Origin of the sequence: Actinokineospora alba (genome assembly GCF_004362515.1) — a bacterium.
Lineage (GTDB): Bacteria > Actinomycetota > Actinomycetes > Mycobacteriales > Pseudonocardiaceae > Actinokineospora > Actinokineospora alba.
On the sequence record NZ_SNXU01000001.1, the window covers coordinates 4,165,857 to 4,182,677 of the forward strand.

General features: G+C 71.8%; 14 protein-coding genes. 10 read left to right on the top strand and 4 right to left on the bottom strand.

Features of this window, described 5'->3' with window-relative positions; genetic code table 11:
• The first annotated feature begins 79 nt into the window (after window positions 1-79).
• Both C8E96_RS19230 and C8E96_RS19235 read left to right on the top strand, forming a co-directional pair.
• Window positions 80-922: a M23 family metallopeptidase gene (locus C8E96_RS19230; protein ID WP_091371586.1), complete on the top strand. Its 843-nt coding sequence runs from the start codon at window positions 80-82 to the stop codon at window positions 920-922.
• 127 nt (window positions 923-1,049) lie between these two features.
• Window positions 1,050-2,099 (top strand): DUF4192 domain-containing protein, encoded by a 1,050-nt coding sequence (locus C8E96_RS19235; RefSeq protein ID WP_091371583.1) that lies wholly within the window; start codon window positions 1,050-1,052, stop codon window positions 2,097-2,099.
• Between the two features lie 263 nt (window positions 2,100-2,362).
• Here C8E96_RS19235 and galE read toward each other — a convergent pair whose 3' ends face one another.
• Together galE and galK are read right to left on the bottom strand one after the other, a co-directional pair.
• Window positions 2,363-3,319 (bottom strand): UDP-glucose 4-epimerase GalE, encoded by a 957-nt coding sequence (gene galE, locus C8E96_RS19240; RefSeq protein WP_091371582.1) that lies wholly within the window; start codon window positions 3,317-3,319, stop codon window positions 2,363-2,365.
• A gap of 110 nt (window positions 3,320-3,429) precedes the next feature.
• The gene (galK, locus tag C8E96_RS19245; protein ID WP_091371580.1) at window positions 3,430-4,560 is read right to left on the bottom strand and encodes a galactokinase; all 1,131 of its coding nucleotides are present in this window, start codon (window positions 4,558-4,560) and stop codon (window positions 3,430-3,432) included.
• A gap of 313 nt (window positions 4,561-4,873) precedes the next feature.
• Between galK and C8E96_RS19250 the strand changes: the two genes are divergently transcribed.
• Window positions 4,874-5,056 (top strand): hypothetical protein, encoded by a 183-nt coding sequence (locus tag C8E96_RS19250; protein ID WP_091574724.1) that lies wholly within the window; start codon window positions 4,874-4,876, stop codon window positions 5,054-5,056.
• 34 nt (window positions 5,057-5,090) lie between these two features.
• Here the strand turns inward: C8E96_RS19250 and C8E96_RS19255 are convergent, their stop codons facing one another.
• Window positions 5,091-5,783, bottom strand: coding sequence for a metal-dependent transcriptional regulator (locus C8E96_RS19255; RefSeq protein ID WP_091371577.1), 693 nt, complete (start codon window positions 5,781-5,783; stop codon window positions 5,091-5,093).
• A 100-nt stretch (window positions 5,784-5,883) separates the two neighbouring features.
• On the opposite strand from C8E96_RS19255, the gene C8E96_RS19260 reads away from it, so the two are divergent.
• The 5 genes from C8E96_RS19260 (at window position 5,884) to C8E96_RS19280 (ending at window position 12,859) form a co-directional block, all read left to right on the top strand.
• Entirely contained in the window at window positions 5,884-6,747 is an 864-nt protein-coding gene (locus C8E96_RS19260) for a sulfurtransferase (RefSeq protein ID WP_228769740.1), read from the top strand.
• Between the two features lie 489 nt (window positions 6,748-7,236).
• Entirely contained in the window at window positions 7,237-8,412 is a 1,176-nt protein-coding gene (locus C8E96_RS19265) for an acetoin utilization protein AcuC (RefSeq protein ID WP_091371574.1), read from the top strand.
• A 1-nt stretch (window position 8,413) separates the two neighbouring features.
• On the top strand, window positions 8,414-11,095 hold the full coding sequence (locus C8E96_RS19270; RefSeq protein WP_091371572.1) for a bifunctional acetate--CoA ligase family protein/GNAT family N-acetyltransferase: 2,682 nt from the start codon (window positions 8,414-8,416) through the stop codon (window positions 11,093-11,095).
• Between the two features lie 238 nt (window positions 11,096-11,333).
• A complete protein-coding gene (locus tag C8E96_RS19275; protein ID WP_091371569.1) occupies window positions 11,334-12,077 on the top strand; it encodes a GntR family transcriptional regulator in 744 nt (247 codons plus the stop codon).
• A gap of 14 nt (window positions 12,078-12,091) precedes the next feature.
• On the top strand, window positions 12,092-12,859 hold the full coding sequence (locus C8E96_RS19280) for an SGNH/GDSL hydrolase family protein (protein ID WP_091574726.1): 768 nt from the start codon (window positions 12,092-12,094) through the stop codon (window positions 12,857-12,859).
• Window positions 12,860-13,074: 215 nt separating this feature from the next.
• On the opposite strand, the gene C8E96_RS19285 is transcribed toward C8E96_RS19280, so the two are convergent.
• Window positions 13,075-14,265, bottom strand: coding sequence for an acetyl-CoA C-acyltransferase (locus tag C8E96_RS19285; RefSeq protein WP_091371565.1), 1,191 nt, complete (start codon window positions 14,263-14,265; stop codon window positions 13,075-13,077).
• Between the two features lie 84 nt (window positions 14,266-14,349).
• Here C8E96_RS19285 and C8E96_RS19290 point away from each other — a divergent pair, with 84 nt between their 5' ends.
• Window positions 14,350-15,867, top strand: coding sequence for a carotenoid oxygenase family protein (locus C8E96_RS19290; protein ID WP_091371563.1), 1,518 nt, complete (start codon window positions 14,350-14,352; stop codon window positions 15,865-15,867).
• A complete protein-coding gene (locus tag C8E96_RS19295; RefSeq protein WP_091371561.1) occupies window positions 15,864-16,775 on the top strand; it encodes a winged helix-turn-helix transcriptional regulator in 912 nt (303 codons plus the stop codon). The genes C8E96_RS19290 and C8E96_RS19295 overlap by 4 nt, the downstream gene beginning before the upstream one ends.
• The last annotated feature ends 46 nt before the right edge of the window (window positions 16,776-16,821 follow it).

Genomic DNA, 16,821 nt, shown 5'->3' on the forward strand with positions numbered 1-16,821 from the left:
GTCGAGTCGTCTGTCGAGCCTTTCGCGCCGACATACGTCGTGGTCCGATCGATGTATCGGATCTTCGCGGAGGTGTCAGATGAACAGGTACTTATCCCTGGCGTGCACCACAGTCGTCGCGGCGGCGCTCCTCGTGTTGGGCGAGGGCGTCGCCGCGGCCGCTCCGGGCTTCCAAATGCCATTCCCCTGTGGGCAGGTCTGGTCCGGGCAGACCCGCAGTGACCACAGTCCGGCGAACGCGGTCGACTTCAACCGCACCGACGATCTCAACGACCCGGTGGTCGCGTCCGCGGGCGGCACGGTCAGCCGCTCGGAGAGCGAAGGCGACGTCAGCTACGGGCAGTGGATCGAGATCGATCACGGCTCCGGCTGGCGGACCCGCTACGCGCACCTGTCGGTGCGGCGTGTCTCGGTCGGGCAGTCCGTCTCGATCGGCCAGCTCATCGGCAACGTCGGCAGCACGGGTGGGTCGTCCGGGCCTCACCTGCACTTCGAGCAGCGGCTCAACGGAGTCGCGCAGAAGATTGTGTTCAACGGCAGCCAGATCTTCTACTGGGGCACTCGCAGCTACACGAGCAACAACCGGTGCGGTGGCGGGAATCCGTACACGCCGCAGGAAGTGTGCGGCAGCGGCTACAGCGTGATCGACTCCGCGGCGCTGGGCACGTCGGGTCGGACCTACCTGCTCTACAACTCCGGCAACGGGTACAACTGCGTCGCCACGATCAAGTCGGTCAACATCGGCACGGCCTCCGCGGTCTCGGCGTTCCTCGAGGTCGCGGGCGGTACGCGAACCACGGACTCCGGGTCGTACAAGTACTACGCGGGACCGGTGAAGCGGTCCGCGCCGGGCAAGTGCGTGAAGTGGGGCGGGTCGGTCGGGTCGGCGTCCTACGCCAGCCCGTTCGAACACTGCGGCTGAAGAGGGTAACGCGGGGGCCCGACGAAACCACGGTCTCGTCGGGCCCTTGTCCACAGTGGTCAATGCGCTATCCACAGTGGAATCACGGTGGGTGTCCCGGCGGCCGGATCCGCCGCACAGTGGTCCCATGACGCACCTCCACGCCACCATCACCCTCGCCGACGAAGGCGACTTCGTAGCGGCCGTGCCGACGCTGCTCGGCTTTCACCCGGTCGACTCGATCACCATGCTCACGGTCGTCGACGACGGTCCGCGCTGCCGGATCGGCCAACTGATGCGCTCGGACCTTCCCGAGCCGGGCGACGAACTGCCGCTGGCGCGGTACCTGAGCCAGGCGTGCGCCCAGAACGGCGGCCGTCGCGTCTTCGTCCTGGTCACCGGAGGCGGTCCGGGCCCGTTGCCGCGGAGCCCTTTCGTCGACTTGGTCCGCGCCGCGTTCGAGGAGGAAGGGGTGGCGGTCGAGCGGGTCGTCTGGGCCCAGTCCGCCAAGGTGGGGGAGAAGTGGTGGTGCTACGACGATCCTGAACGGTCGGGGGACGTCCCCGATCCGGACAGCGCTCCGGTCGCCGCCGCGCTGGCGGTCGCGGGACTGGTGAAGTACCCCACCCGTGAGGCCCTGGCCGCGACGCTGGCACCCGACCCTCCCGACGCCATACGCCGCCGCGCCGTGCTGATCCACGCTCTGGCCCAAGACCACGCCGGGAAGTGCGATCCCGAAGCCTTCTCCCGGGACTGGACCCTGGTCGAAGCGGCGCTGGAGGACTTCGCGCCATCCACAGTGGACTCATCAGGCCGCGCTGTGGAGCCTCGCTGGGACGACGAACGCATCGCCGCGTTGGCGTTGGCCCTGTGCCACAGCGACGTCAGGAGCGAATGCCTCAAGATCGCGCTGTCCGCCCGGGCGCCCGCGGCGGTACGCCTGTGGACCCGGCTGACCCGGTCGACCCCGGCTCCTGAACGCGCGCAACCCGCCGTGCTGCTGGCGATCGGCGCGTACCTCGGCGGGGACGGCCCGCTCGCGCAGATCGCCTTGGACGTCGCGATGGAGGCCAACCCCGGCCACTCCCTGGCCGTCCTCCTGCGCGCGGCGATCGGCCACGCGATCGCCCCGACAGAACTCCGCGAGATCATCACCCGCGCCGGCCAACACGCGACCCGGACCAGGGCGGCACCGTGAAACCACTGCGCGCCTGCAGCCGCTCGGCCCCCGAACCCGCGCGAACAGCAGTGCGGGCAAACATGCGACCCGCATCAGGGCGACGCCATGAATCCGAGACCTGGCGGCGTTCGTTGGGGTTCACCGTGGCGGCGGGCAACGCCCTGCTGGGCCCGCACCAGCCCATGAGCATGGCGGGCACCCGCAGTCAGTGCACCAGGTTCGCCGCGCGCGACATGGTTGACCGCGTTGGCTGCTTCCCGGGGACGGGCATCTGCGCCGGGTCAGCCTCGGGCGCGGGTGAACTCCCAGGCGTCGCTGACAATGGTGCGCAGGTCGGGGCGTTCGGGCTTCCAGCCCAGTCGCGTGCTCGCGGCGTCCGACGAGGCGACGAGGATCGCCGGGTCTCCCGGCCGTCGGTCGGCGAACTCCGCCGGGATGGCGTGGCCGGTGACCTCGCGGCAGGTCTGCACGACCTCGCGGTTGGAGAAGCCGGTGCCGGTGCCGAGGTTGAAGATCTGGTGCTCGCCCGCGACGGCGTGGCCCAGGGCGAGGAGGTGGGCCTCGGCGAGGTCGAGGACGTGGATGTAGTCGCGCACGCAGGTGCCGTCGGGGGTCGGGTAGTCCTCCCCGTAGATGGACAGCTTGTCCCGCTTGCCCATGGCGACCTGCAGCACGATCGGGATCAGGTGGGTCTCGGTGGTGTGCCGCTCGCCGAAGGAGCCGTACGCGCCCGCCACGTTGAAGTAGCGCAGGCTCACCGCGGCCAGGCCGTGGGCGGCGGCGTAGGAGGTGATGGCGTGGTCGATGGCGAGCTTGGTGGCGCCGTAGGTGTTGGTGGGGCGGGTGGGGGCGGTCTCGAGGATCGGGACCTGCTCCGGCTCGCCGTAGGTCGCGGCGGTCGAGGAGAACACCAGTCGAGGGGTGCCGTGCTCACGCATGGCGTCGAGCAGCCGAAGGGAGGTGAGGACGTTGCCGTTCCAGTACTTGCCGGGGTCCTGCATGGACTCGCCGACCAGTGACTTCGCCGCGAAGTGCAGCACGCCGTCGAACCCCTCGGCGAGCAGCTTGGGCGCCACCTCGGCGAGATCGCCCTCGACGAACCGGGCGCCCTCGGGGATGGCGTCCGCGTGCCCGGTCGACAGGTCGTCCACGACCACGACCTCGTGCCCGGTCTCCACCAGCCGCGCCGCGCAGACGCTGCCGACATACCCCGCTCCACCGGTCACGAGCAGCTTCACCGTGGTCCTCGCCTTCCTCGTCCTCGCGACGGCGTGTCTCGCCTTCGCGACGACCCTAGTGTCGCGCACGGCACACTCCGGCCGACGCCCCGCCTACCGCACAGCGACGCTCAGAAGTCCCGGCCCGCGCCCGCGGACGGCACCGCCGGGAACATTCGCGGCGGGACGAACGACCGGTCCGCGAACGCGGCCAGCACGGCCGACCGGACCCGCGCGACCCGGTCGACGGGCACCAGTGCGATGGCCGTGCCACCGAACCCGCCACCGGTCATCCGGGCGCCCAGGGCTCCAGCACCGACCGCGGCCTCCACCGCGACGTCGAGCTCCACGCACGACACGCGGTAGTCGTCGCGCAGGCTGCGGTGCGACTCCGTCAACAGGGCACCGATCCGCTCGGGGGCGTCCGCGCGCAGCGCCTCGACGGTTCGCAGGACCCGTTCGTTCTCGGACACCACATGCCTGGCCAGCGGCAGCAACTCGGGTGGAAGCCCGGACACGTCACTGGCATCACGGAGAGAAGGGAGGCCCAACAGCTCGGCCGCGTGCTCGCAGCCCTTGCGCCGGTCGCCGTAGGCCGAGTCGGCCAGCGAGTGGCTGACCCGGGTGTCGATCGCCAGGACTTCGAGGCCATGGGCGGACGCGTCGAACGGGATCTGTTCCTGCTCGCCGGAGCGGACGTCGACGAACAGGACGTGCGCGTCCACGCAGCACAGGGACGCGGTCTGGTCGAGCAGGCCGGTCGGGGCGCCGACGAAGTCGTTCTCCGACCGCTGGACCCAGCGGGCCAGTTCGGTCAGCGACGGCCGCTCACCGGACCCGAGGTCGAGCAGGGCGAGCGCGACCGCGCACTGCAGGGCGTGCGACGACGACAGCCCGGCGCCCGTCGGGACGTCGCCCGCGATGACCAGGTCGGCGCCGGTGTCGAAACCGTGGTCGCGCAGCACCCAGGCCACACCGCACGGGTATGCGGCCCACCCGGTCACCCCGCCGGGACGCAGATCCGCCACCGCGACCGGGCCCGCGTGCTGGGCGACACCGCCCTCGCCCACGGTGGTGGCGGTGAGCAGCCCGTCATCCCGCGGCGCCGCGGCGACGGCGATACGGAAGGGAAGGGCGAAAGGGAGGACGAAACCGTCGTTGTAATCGGTGTGCTCACCGATGAGATTCACCCGGCCGGGCGCGGACCAGACACCGGCAGGGGCACGGCCGTGCTCCCGCCGGAACGCGTCGGCCGCTCGCATGGCTGGGGTCGCCCCGACCGGACCGGCCGCAGTCGGACCGGTCCCGACCGGACCGCCTGCGTTCGGACCGCCTGCGTTGGGACCGCCTGCGTTGGGACCGCCTGCGTTGGGACCGCCTGCGTTGGGACCGCCGGCGTTCGGAGTGCCCGCGTTGGGACCGCCTGCGTTCGGAGCGGCCGCATTCGGCGCGGCCGTCGGACCGGCTGCATTTGGAGCGCCCGCCCTGGGAGCGCCCGCGCTCGCGCCTGGCTGCTCGCCGCTGGGGCGGTTGGGGTCGGAAGCCGATGACGACCGGTGGGATCCACTGGTCGCGGTGGCTCCCGGTGCTTCGCCGGTTCGGCTGCCGTCGGGCACGGCGCTGGACGTGCCAGTGCCGTGGCCGTCGGTGCTGGCGGCCACTGGCGTGTGCGGCATGCCCTCAGGTTCGACCGTGCCCCACGGTGGCGAGCTGCGGGGTGGGTCGAGCGGGCTGACCGGGGTGGTGCTGTGCCTGTAGTCGGGCAGGTTGGTGCCCTGGTCGAAGCCTCTGGTCACGTCGAGCGAGCCAGCACCGCGTGCAGGACGATCGGGGCCAGCTGGGCGGTGTTGCCCGCGCCGGTGATCTCGATGTTGCCTTCGCCCTTGGCCGCGCCGACGGCGATCATCTCGCCGGGCATCATCCCCACGGCCTTGAGCTCGCCCATCAGCTGCGAGTCGAGCTGCACGTGTTCGGCGATGCGGCGGACCTCCACGGTGCCGCCGCCGCGGCGGGCGACCTCGTCGAGGCGGACCAGGCCCGCTTCGACCGGGGGAGCGGGCTCGCCCTCGCCGAGTTCGTCCAAGCCGGGGATCGGGTTGCCGTACGGAGACGTCGTGGGGTGGCCGAGGAGCTTGACCAGCTTGCGCTCGACGGCCTCGCTCATCACGTGCTCCCAGCGGCACGCCTCGCTGTGGACCTGCTCCCACTCCAGGCCGATGACGTCGACGAGCAGGCGCTCGGCGAGGCGGTGCTTGCGCATCACGGCGATGGCCAGGGAACGGCCGTGGTCGGTGAGTTCGAGGTGGCGGTCGCCCGCGACGATGAGCAGCCCGTCGCGCTCCATCCGGCCCACGGTCTGGCTCACGGTGGGCCCGCTCTGGCCGAGGCGTTCCGCGATGCGGGCACGCAGGGGGACGACGCCCTCTTCCTCGAGTTCGTAGATCGTCCGCAGGTACATCTCTGTGGTGTCGATGAGATCGTTCACGCCGTTCCCCTTCGTCGGCTCCAATGGTAGTCGCTGCACCCGACAGGGCTGCGGCTATGTAGCCGTGAGTGATCACACGGCGGTGCGGCAGGATGGCGGGGTGACCGCACTCACCGGGCCCCTCATCTCCGCCGCCGACCTTCTGTCCTGGCTGGACAGTCCGAATTCGCCGGTGCTGCTCGACGTCCGCTGGCGCCTCGGCGGCCCTCCCGGGCGGGAGGACTACGCCGAGGGACACCTGCCGGGCGCCGTCTACCTCGACCTCGACGCCGATCTCGCCGCCGCGCCCGGCGCGGGCGGAAGGCACCCTCTACCAGCGGAGGAAGACCTGCAGCGGGTGCTGCGGGAAGCCGGTGTGCGCGCCGACCGCCCGGTCGTGGCCTACGACTCCGACAACGGCTCGATAGCCGCCCGAGTCTGGTGGCTGCTGCGCTGGGCGGGCCATGAGGACGTCGTTGTGCTCGACGGCGGCTACGCGGCCTGGGTGGCGGCAGGCAACCCGGTGACCACCGATGAGGTGACGCCCGAAGAGGGCGACATCGAGGTCCGCCCCGGCGGGATGCCGGTAGTCGACGCCGACGGCGCGGCCGACCTCGCCCGCGAAGGCGTGCTGCTGGACGCCCGCGCGCCCGAGCGGTACCGAGGTGACATCGAGCCCATCGACCCGCGCGCCGGACACGTGCCGGGTGCCCGCAATGCCCCGTTCACCGAGCACCTGCGCGACGGCAGGTGGAAGCCCGCCACCGAACTGGCCGAACGCTTCGAGGCACTGGGCGTGCGCCCGGGCGAGCCTGTCGGCGCGTACTGCGGCTCCGGGGTGACCGCGTCATCGGTGGTCCTCGCGCTGGAGGTCGCGGGCGTCACGACCCGCGAGCGGCCTGCCGCGCTGTACGCGGGCTCCTGGTCCCACTGGTGCGTCGACCCCACCCGCCCCGTGGCGACTGGCGACCAACCGGGCGAGTAGCCCCAGCGCGCCGCGAAAGGCGACATGGGGGGCGGCGAGGTGTGGGTGGTGTGGCTACCAGGCCACCACGCCCAGCCCGCGGTCGCCGGTCGCCGGACGGTCAAATGGTGGCGTGGACATCCGGGCCGCCACGCCTACGGACGCCGGTTGGGCCAGGTGGTGGCGTCGATACCCGGGTCGTCATGCCCAGCCCGCGGTCGCCGGTCGCCGGACGGTCGCGTGGTGGCGTGGACACCCGGGTCGTCATGCCCAGCCCGCGGTCGCCGGTCGCCGGACGGTCGCGTGGTGGCGTGGACACCCGGACCGCCATGCCCAGCCCGTGGCCGCCGGCGGCCGGACGACCACATGGTGGTGGCCCGGTGAGGTTCCCGCGGGTCCACCGACCGCGGCGACGCGCGGCGCGGGCCGGTCGATCGCGGCGGCCCGAGTGCGGCGGATCGCAGGGCTTCGGTGGCGACGGGAAGCGTGTCGGGACACTAGGGTCGGCATATGGGTGATCGAGCCGCCGTCGTCTGGGACTCCTCGCTGCTCGGTTACGACCTCGGCGGTGAGCACCCGTTCAATCCGATCCGCCTCGAACTCACCATGCGCCTGGCCTCGGCGCTCGGCGTGCTCGACGGGGTGGAGCTGCGGGTCCCCGAGCCCGCGACCGAGTCCGATTTGGAGCGGGTGCACGAACTCGGCTACGTGCGGGCCGTGCAGCAGGCGCCGACGGTGACGTGGGATGTCGGGCACGGACTCGGCACCGATGACAACCCCGTGTTCGACCAGATGCACGCCGCGTCCGCGCTGGTCGTGGGCGGGTCGCTGCTGGGCGCCCGGGAGATCGCGTCGGGCGCGGCCACCCGGGCCGTGAGCATCGCGGGCGGGCTGCACCACGCGATGCGGGACCGCGCCGCCGGGTTCTGCGTCTACAACGACTGCGCCGTGGCCATCTCCTGGCTGCTCGACAACGGCTTCGACCGCATCGCCTACCTCGACGTCGACGTCCACCACGGCGACGGCGTCCAGGCCGCGTTCTACGACGACCCGCGGGTCCTGACCGTGTCCCTGCACCAGAACCCGGCGACGCTGTGGCCGGGCACCGGGTTCGTCAACGAACTCGGCGGCCGCGAGGCCATGGGCTCCTCGGTCAACATCCCCCTGCCGCCGCACACGCGCGACCCGGCGTGGCTGCGCGTGTTCACCGCGGTCGTCCCGTCGCTGCTGTCGGCGTTCCGCCCGCAGATCCTGGTCACCCAGTGCGGCGTGGACACCCACGAGGAGGACCCGCTCGCCGACCTGTCCCTGTCGGTCGACGGCCACCGCGAGATCTACCGGACACTGCGCGGGCTGGCCGACCGGTACGCGGGCGGCAAGTGGCTCGCCACCGGCGGCGGCGGATACCAGCTGCTGCGGGTGGTCCCGCGCTCCTGGACCCACCTGATCGCCACCGTGCTCGACCGCGACGTCGCCCCCGAGACCCGGGTGCCCGCGGACTGGACGGCGACCGTGCGCAAGATAGCGCCGCACGCCGATCTGCCGACGACCATGAGCGACGGGCGCGACACCGCGTTCGACCCGTGGGGCGGCGGGCTGGACCGGCCGATCGACGCCGTGATCCGGGACGTGCGGCGGGCCGTGTTCCCGCTGCACGGGCTCGATCCGGACGACCCGAGGGACTGACGTGGCCGACACGCCCGCGTACGACCCGTACGACTATCCGCGCCGCTGGGAAGCCGATGTCGTGCTCTCCGACGGCCAGACTGTCCACTTGCGACCCATCGTGCCCAGTGACGGCGACGCGCTGGTCGCCTTCCACGCCAAGCTGTCCGACCGAACCCGCTACTTCCGTTATTTCTCACCGTATCCGCGCATCCCGGCGCGCGACCTCGTGCGGTTCAGCACGGTCGACCACCGCGACCGGGTCGCGTTCGTGGCCCTGCTCGGCGACGACATCGTCGCCGTGGGGCGCTATGAGCGGCTGCCCGGCCAGGACTCCGCCGAGGTCGCCTTCGTCGTCGCCGACGACCACCAGCGCCGCGGGCTCGGCTCGATCCTGCTGGAGCACCTGGCCGCCGCCGCCCGCGAGCGTGGGCTGAGCCGGTTCGAGGCCGAGGTGCTCTCCGAGAACGCCCAGATGGTCCGCGTCTTCCGTGACGCCGGCTACCAGGTGAGCCGCGAGTTCGAGGAAGGCGTGCTGCACCTGGAGTTCGCGATCGACCCGACCGAGGACTCGGTGCGCGTCGCGTGGGCGCGCGAGCAAGCCGCCGAGGCGCGCAGCGTGCACAACCTGCTCCATCCCCGGTCGGTCGCGGTGATCGGCGCGTCGACCGACCGCACCAAGGTCGGGTACGCCGTGCTGGGCAACATGCTCGGCGCCGACTTCGCCGGTCCGGTGTTCCCGGTCAACGCCGAGCACCCGTCGGTGCGCGGCGTCCGCGCCTACGCCACCGTCCTCGACATCCCGGACCCGGTCGACCTCGCCGTCGTCGCCGTCCCCGCCGCGCGGGTCGACGACGTCATGGACGCCTGCCTGGCCAAGGGGGTCAAGGCCCTGGTGGTCGTCACCTCCGGTTTCGGCGAGACCGGCTCGGAGGGGCGCGGCGCGGAGCGCAAGCTCGTCGACGAGGCCCGCGCGCACGGAATGCGCGTGGTCGGCCCGAACGCCCTCGGCGTGGTCAACCTGGACCCGAAAGTCCGGCTCAACGCCAGCCTCGCGCCGAAACTGCCCGGCCGCGGGCGCACCGGCTTCTTCTGCCAGTCCGGCGCCCTGGGCACCGCGATCCTCGCCGACGCGGCCGCGCGCGGTCTCGGACTGTCCACTTTCGTCTCGGCGGGCAACCGCGCCGACGTGTCGGCCAACGATTTGCTGCAGTACTGGGAAACCGACCCCAACACCGATGTGGTGCTCCTCTACCTGGAGTCCTTCGGCAACCCGCGCAAGTTCGCCCGGCTCGCCAGAAGGCTCGGCCGCAGCAAGCCGATCGTGGCGGTGAAATCGGGCCGCCACGCGGTGCTTCCCGCGCTCGCCGCGACCGGGGTCGCGATCGACGAGTCGAGTGTGCAGACGCTCTTCGAGCAGGCGGGCGTGATCCGCGTCGAGTCGATCGCGCAGCTCTTCGACACCGCGATCCTGTTGGCCCACCAGCCGCTGCCGTCGGGGGATCGGGTCGCGGTGGTCGGCAACTCCTCGGCCATCGGTGTGCTGGCAGCGGACTCGGCTTTGGCAACTGGGCTGGCCCTCGCGGGCGACCCGGTCGACGTCGGCGCGCAGGCGGGGCCGGAGGACTTCGCCGCCGCGGTCACCGACGCGCTTCGTCGCGACGATGTCGACTCGCTGATCGTCGTGTTCGTTCCGCCGCTGGCGATCCCGGGGACGGCGTACGCCCGTGCGCTGCGGGAAGCGGCGCTGGCCGACGCGAACGCCAAACCGATCGTCTCGACTTTCCTTGCCGCCGAAGGGATCCCCGCCGAACTGGCGGTCGCGGGCCCCGGCGGCGGACCGGGCCGCGGGTCGATCCCGTCGTATCCGAGCCCGGAACGCGCGGCGCTGGCGCTGTCGCGGGCGACGCGGTACGCGCGGTGGCGGTCGGCTCCGCTGGGCGAGTACCGCAGGCCCGAGGACGTCGACCCCCGCGAAGCCGCGGAGATCGTCGCCGCGGCGCTTGCCTCCGGCGGCGGGTCCGAAGTGGAGCTCACCGACGACCAGACCCGCCGGGTGCTCGGGTGCTACGGCATCCAGGTGATGCCCTACCGGGTCGTGGCCCGCGCGGCCGACGCGGTCACGGCCGCGACCGAGCTGGGTCTCCCGGTGGTGATGAAGACCGCCGACCGCCGGTTCCGCAGGCGCAACGACCTCGTCGGCGTCCGGCTCGACCTGACTACCGAGGACGCCATCCGCACCGCCTACGACCAGCTCCGCGAGGTGTCCGGCGTGGACGAGGTGTTCGTGCAGCGCATGGCGCCCAAGGGGAACTCCTGCTCCATCGGCCTGCAGGACGACCCGTCGTTCGGCACGCTGCTGTCCTTCGGGCTCGCGGGCATGATCAGCGACCTGCTCGGCGACCGCGCGTTCCGCGCCGTCCCGCTGACCGACGCCGACGCCGCCTACCTGGTCCGCGCGCCGCGCGCCGCGCCGCTGCTCGCCGGGTATGGGGGCGGCGAGCCCGCTGACCTGGCCGCCTTGGAGGACCTGGTTCTGCGGGTCGCCGCGCTGGCCGAGGACCTGCCGGAGATCCGGTCGATGCTGGTGGAGCCGATCCTGGCCTCGGCGGCGGGTGCGTTCGTCAGCGGCGGCCACGCGACCGTCGGCCCGCCGCCGTCGCGTCACGACGGCGGCCCACGCAGGCTGCGCGCGATGCTGTGACATGGCGCCGGCCCGCCGGCGCGGCTCGGTCGCTTTGATGGTGACGTTTCGGGGGTCCCGCACGAACACTGCCAACTTCGATGGCGTGTTCGTGCGGGACCCCCGAAACGTCACCGCGACCGAGCGGGGTGGGTCAGTCCGGGTTCGTGCGGGACTCCCGAAACGTCACCGCGACCTCGCGGATGATCGCCCGGTGAGATCTCCCGCCGGCGCGCTCGCGGGCCTATGCTCGTCGACCATGTCTGGCGAACGGCGTCACCCGAAGCAGGGCGAGGCGGTGCACGCGGGGATTCCCGAGCACGGCCGCGTCCCGCTGTATTTCGCCGTGCGGTCGCGCCTCCTCGACCTCATCCAGACCCTCGGCGAGGGTTCGGCGCTGCCCTCGGAGCGCGACCTCGCCGACCTGTTCGACGTCTCACGTCTTGCCGTCCGCCAGGCCGTTGGCGAGCTTGTGCTGGAAGGCAGGCTCACCCGCAGGCAGGGCGTGGGGACCTTCGTCGCGCCGCCGAAGCTGGTGCGGCGGATGGCCTTGTCGAATCTGGGCTTCGAGCCCACCCGCGCGCTTGTCACCCTCGAACACCTGCCCGCCGCCAACCCCTTGGCCGCCGAACTCGGGGTGCGGGTCGGCGCGATGATCGTGCACCTCGAACGGGTCGTCTCGGCCCACGGCGACCGGATCGGGCTGGAGTCCACTTACCTTGCCGCGGAACGGTTCCCCGGTCTCGCCGACCGGTTCGACCCCACCGGATCCCTGCACGACCACCTGCGCGAGGTGTTCGACGTGACCGTGGCCGACGCCGAGGAACGGGTCGAGACGATCTTGGCCACCCCGCGCGAGGCCCAGCTCATCGGCGTCAGCCAGGCACTGCCGATGCTCCTGCTCAACCGCCTCACCCGCGACGCCGACGGCAGGCCCATCGACCGCGCCAGGTCGCTGTTCCGCGGCGACCGCTTCAGCATCATCGCGACCCTGCGCGAGTGATCTACCGTGGGCACATGAACCGACGGTGGACGAAGTTCGTCGCGCTGGGGGACAGCCTCACCGAGGGCGTCGGCGACGAGGACGAGACCGGCAGGCCCCGCGGCTGGGCCGACCGCTTCGCCGAGGAGATCGCCCGCCGCCAGGGCGGCCTGCGCTACGCGAACCTCGCCGTGCGGGGCCTGGTGACCGCCGAGGTCCTGACCACCCAGGTCCCCGCCGCGGTGGCGCTGCGCCCGGACCTGGTCAGCGCGATCGTCGGGATGAACGACCTGGTCCGGCCCAACCTCAGCCTGCGCACGGTGCTGCGCGACTACGACACCCTGCTCGACCAGGTCGGTTCCACCGGCGCCACCATCCTCACCGCGACCCTGCCCGACCCCGGCGCCGTCCTGCCCCTGCCACCGGTGGTGCGGTCCCGGTTCGCGTCCCGGTTGAGCCGGTTCAACGACCACATCCGCGGCAGCGCGAGGAACAGGCGCGCCCACTGCCTCGACCTTGCCCGCCTCGCCGACGGCGACACCCACGCGTGGAGTGCTGATCGCCTACACCCGAGCCCTTACGGCCACCAGGTGGTCGCCGACGAGTTCCTGGCCCTCCTGACCGGAGTTCGGTCGGATCGCCCTGAGCCACGACCGGCCGACCCACCGCACGAACTCGCGGGCCTGGCCCCAAGCTTGCGCTGGCTCACCACCACCGCCGCGCCTTGGCTGCGCAGACAGTTCGGCGCTCCCGTGTCGGTGCCCAACCGTGCCAAGGCCCCGGACTACCTCGCCCTGACCTGACCGCGACAGATACCGATGCCACCCAGCGAAACGTAAGGGGCCCAACAGAACGGCCTGTTTGGGTGGTTCGCCTTGATTCGGGGGAAATGGGGCTAAACTCGCGGTGCGGGTGGGGTTCCTTCGCCCCGCCTTTTGACCCGCACAGCCCCATTTCGAGGGGTCCCCGAATCAAGGCGAACCACCCAAACAGGCACCCACCCCGAGTCAGCAGGGCATCACACCATCCGGGACATCACGAGACCGGCTCCCAACCCACCCGCCCCACTGACCCCAGCCACCCCAACCCGCCCAGAACACCGCTCCAAATTCTCCACACACTCCCCGACCATGATCGCCCCCGTGGCCCCCAACGCGTGCCCCGCCGCGAGCGTCCCCCCACACAGATTGAGCCGGTCCGGCCCAGCACCCAAGTCCCGCCGTAATCGCAGGCACAACGCCGCGAACGACTCGGCGAATTCGAAGACGTCCACCTCCCCGGGCCGGATCGCGGCCCGGCGCATCGCCGTGACCATCGCCTCCTGGCCCGCGGTCAGCATCGTGACCGGATCGTGTGCCACCACCGACGACGACACGATCCGGGCCCGTGGCGTGATGCCCAGCCTGCGGGCGGCGAGGGCGTCGCCGATCAGGAGCAGGGCGGCGCCGTCGGCCACCGAGGGGGAGGTGCCGACCGTGTGCCCGTGCTCGATTCGCTCCGGCCAGGCCCGGCTCGACAGGGCCAGCGCGTCCTGACCGTCGGCGCCGATCGCGGCGAACGCCGGTGTCAGGGCCGACAGTGACTCGCGGCTCACCCGCGGCCGCACCTGCTCATCGCGGTCGAGTCCGCCCAAGGGGACCAGCGACTGCGAGAACGCTCCAGCACGGTTGGCCGCCGCCGCTTTGTGGTGCGATTCCAAGGCATACGCGTCGAGGTCGGCGCGGGAGAACCCGTCGATCGTCGCGTTCAGGTCCGCGGCGACTCCCATGTGGACGGACCCGGCGGCGGCCACCACCTCCGCGTCAGTCCACAGTGGAGCACGGTCGCTGAACATCGGCACTCGCGACGTGCTCTCCACGCCGCCCGCGACCGCCAGGCTGAGTTCGCCCACCCGCACCCTGGCCGCGACCTGGGCGACCGCCTCCATCCCGGAGGCGCAGGACCGGTTGACCGTCATCCCGGGCACCTGGTCGCCCCAGCCCGCGAGCAGCACGGCCGTCCGGGCAAGGTTGCCGCCCTGTTCGCCGACCTGGGAAGCGCACCCGATCACCACGTCCTCGACCGTGCCCGGGTCGAAGTCCGTGCGCTCGACAAGGGCCCGCTGCAGGCCGGTGACCAGGTCCAACGCGCTCAGATGGTGCAGGCCACCCACGGTGGAGCCCCGGCCGCGGGCGGTCCGGACGTAGTCGAGCACGTAGGCCTCGTTCACCGGTTCCCCCTCCCGAGCGCCCCCGTTCTAGTTGTAGTCTCGTTTTCCCAGCGCAGGCAAGGGCTCGGCAAGGGGGGAACGCGCGTGGACGTCGAGATCCTCGGGCGCGCCCTGAGCACGCTGCCCGCGGGCGACGACCATCCCTACCGCAGCGGCCCGTGGCGGCCGCAGACCGTCGAGCGATCCGCGACCCGTCTCGACGTCGTCGGCGAGCTCCCGGCCGACCTGGACGGCGTCTACCTGCGTAACACCGAGAACCCGGTCCACCCGGCGCTCGCCGCCTACCACCCCTTCGACGGCGACGGCATGGTCCACGTAGTGGGATTCCGGGGCGGGGAAGCGTTCTACCGCAACCGTTTCGTCCGCACCGACGGCTTCGTCGCCGAGCAGGAGGCGGGCCGCTCGCTCTGGGCGGGCATCGCCGAGCCGCCCGAGGTGGCCCAGCGACCCGGGTGGGGCGCTAGAGGAGCGATGAAGGACGCCTCCAGCACCGACATCGTCGTGCACGCCGGGGTCGCGCTCACCAGCTTCTACCAGTGCGGCGAGCTCTACCGGCTGGACCCGCTCACCCTGGACACCCTCGGAAAGTCCACTTGGGAGGGACGGTTCCCCGGCCGCGGGGTCTCAGCGCACACCAAGGTCGACCCGGCCACCGGCGAGCTGCTGTTCTTCAACTACGGCAAGGAGAAGCCGTACCTCAACTACGGCGTCGTCGACGCGCGGAACCGGCTGGTCCACTACGGCGAGGTCGAACTGCCCGGCCCCCGGCTGCCGCACGACCTGGCGTTCACCGAGAACTACACGATCCTCAACGACTGCCCCCTGTTCTGGACCCCGGAGCTGCTCGCCCAAGGCAAGCACGCCGCCCGCTTCCACCCCGACCTACCACTGCGCCTGGGCGTGATTCCACGCCACGGCGGGAAAGTCACGTGGTTCGAAGCCGAGCCGACGTTCGTGTTGCACTTCGTCAACGCCTACGAGGACGGCGACGAGATCGTCCTCGACGGGTTCTTCCAATCCGACCCGGAAGGCCGCGACGCGACGTTCCCCGGCGATCAGCGCTACGCGCGGATGTTCCGGATGCTGTCCCTGGACGGCATGGGAACTCGGCTGCACCGCTGGCGGCTGAACCTGGCGACCGGGCGGGCCACCGAGGAACGCGCCACGGACACGATCACCGAGTTCGGTATGGTCAACCCTCGCAACGCTGGACGTCCCTACCGCTACACCTATGCCTCCACTGGCGAGCCCGGCTGGTTCCTGTTCGACGGGTTCGTCAAACACGATCTCCTGACCGGTCGTGAGGAGCGCTACCGGTACGGCGCGGGGGTGTTCGGCAGTGAGACGGCGTTCGCGGCGCGCGCGGGTTCCCAAGGTGAGGACGACGGTTACCTGATCACCATGACCACCGACATGAATGCCGACCGCTCCGAGTGCCTGGTCTTTGACGCGCGGCGGGTCACCGATGGGCCGGTGGCCCGGATCCGCCTCCCGGAACGGGTTTCCAGCGGGACGCACAGCACCTGGGCGCCGGGTGCGGCGCTGCCGGGGTGGGCCGACGCCGAGGATCCGGCGGTCGCGGTCGGGCTCGCCCAAGCATGATCCATCCGCCCGATCAGCCCACCGCGCTGCACGCCGGTGGCGACAACTCGATCGCGTTCCTCATCGGCGTCACCGCCGACGAGTGGACGCTGCTGATCCTGCGGCACGCGCTGCAGGGCGTCGACAGCTTCGACCAGTGGCTGGAGCTGCTGCCGATCTCCCCGCCGGTGCTCTCCGGCAGGCTGCGCCGCATGGCCGAACTCGGCATCGTCGCGGTGTCGGGGGACACCTACCCGCTGACCAGGCGCGGCGCCGCGCTGTGGCCGATGATCGTCACCCTCGCCGGGTGGGAGAAGGTGTGGGGCGACGACCACGTCGAGCCCCTCCCGCGGCTGCGCCACCTGCGCTGCGGCGCGGACTTCACCCCACTGATGGCTTGCGGCGCCTGCGGTGAGGTCGCCGCCGCCCGCGACGTCGTCGGCGAGTTCGGCCCGAGCGGCTCGTGGCCGAGGTCCGCGCCCAGCGCCGCGACCCGCAGGCCCGCCGGGGGGTCGGCGAACCTGGGACCCAGCTTCTTCCCGCAGAGCCGCGCCCTCATCGGCAACCGCTGGGCCGCGGCCATGCTCAGTGCCGCCTACCTGGGGGCGACCCGCTTCTCCCAGTTCCACCGCCAGGTCGGCGCCCCGGCCACGGTGATCGCCGACCGGCTGCGCGTGTTCCGCGAGGTCGGCGTGCTGCACGCCGAGGGCGACCAGGACCGCGCCGACCGGGCCACGTTCAGGCTGACCGACAAGGGACGCGCGTTCTTCCCGGTCGTGATGTCGGGCGTCGAGTGGAGCCAGCGCTGGTACGTCGCGCCGGAAGGCCCGGCGCTGGAGTTCCAGCACCGCGACCACCGGTTCTGGATGCTCCTGCTGTGTGCGGAGTGCGAGAAACCGCTGGCTGGTCGCGATATCGAGGTCGGTTAAGCACACGGAGTGAGATTTCCGTGCAACCCGCGGGGCGGTGGTGTCC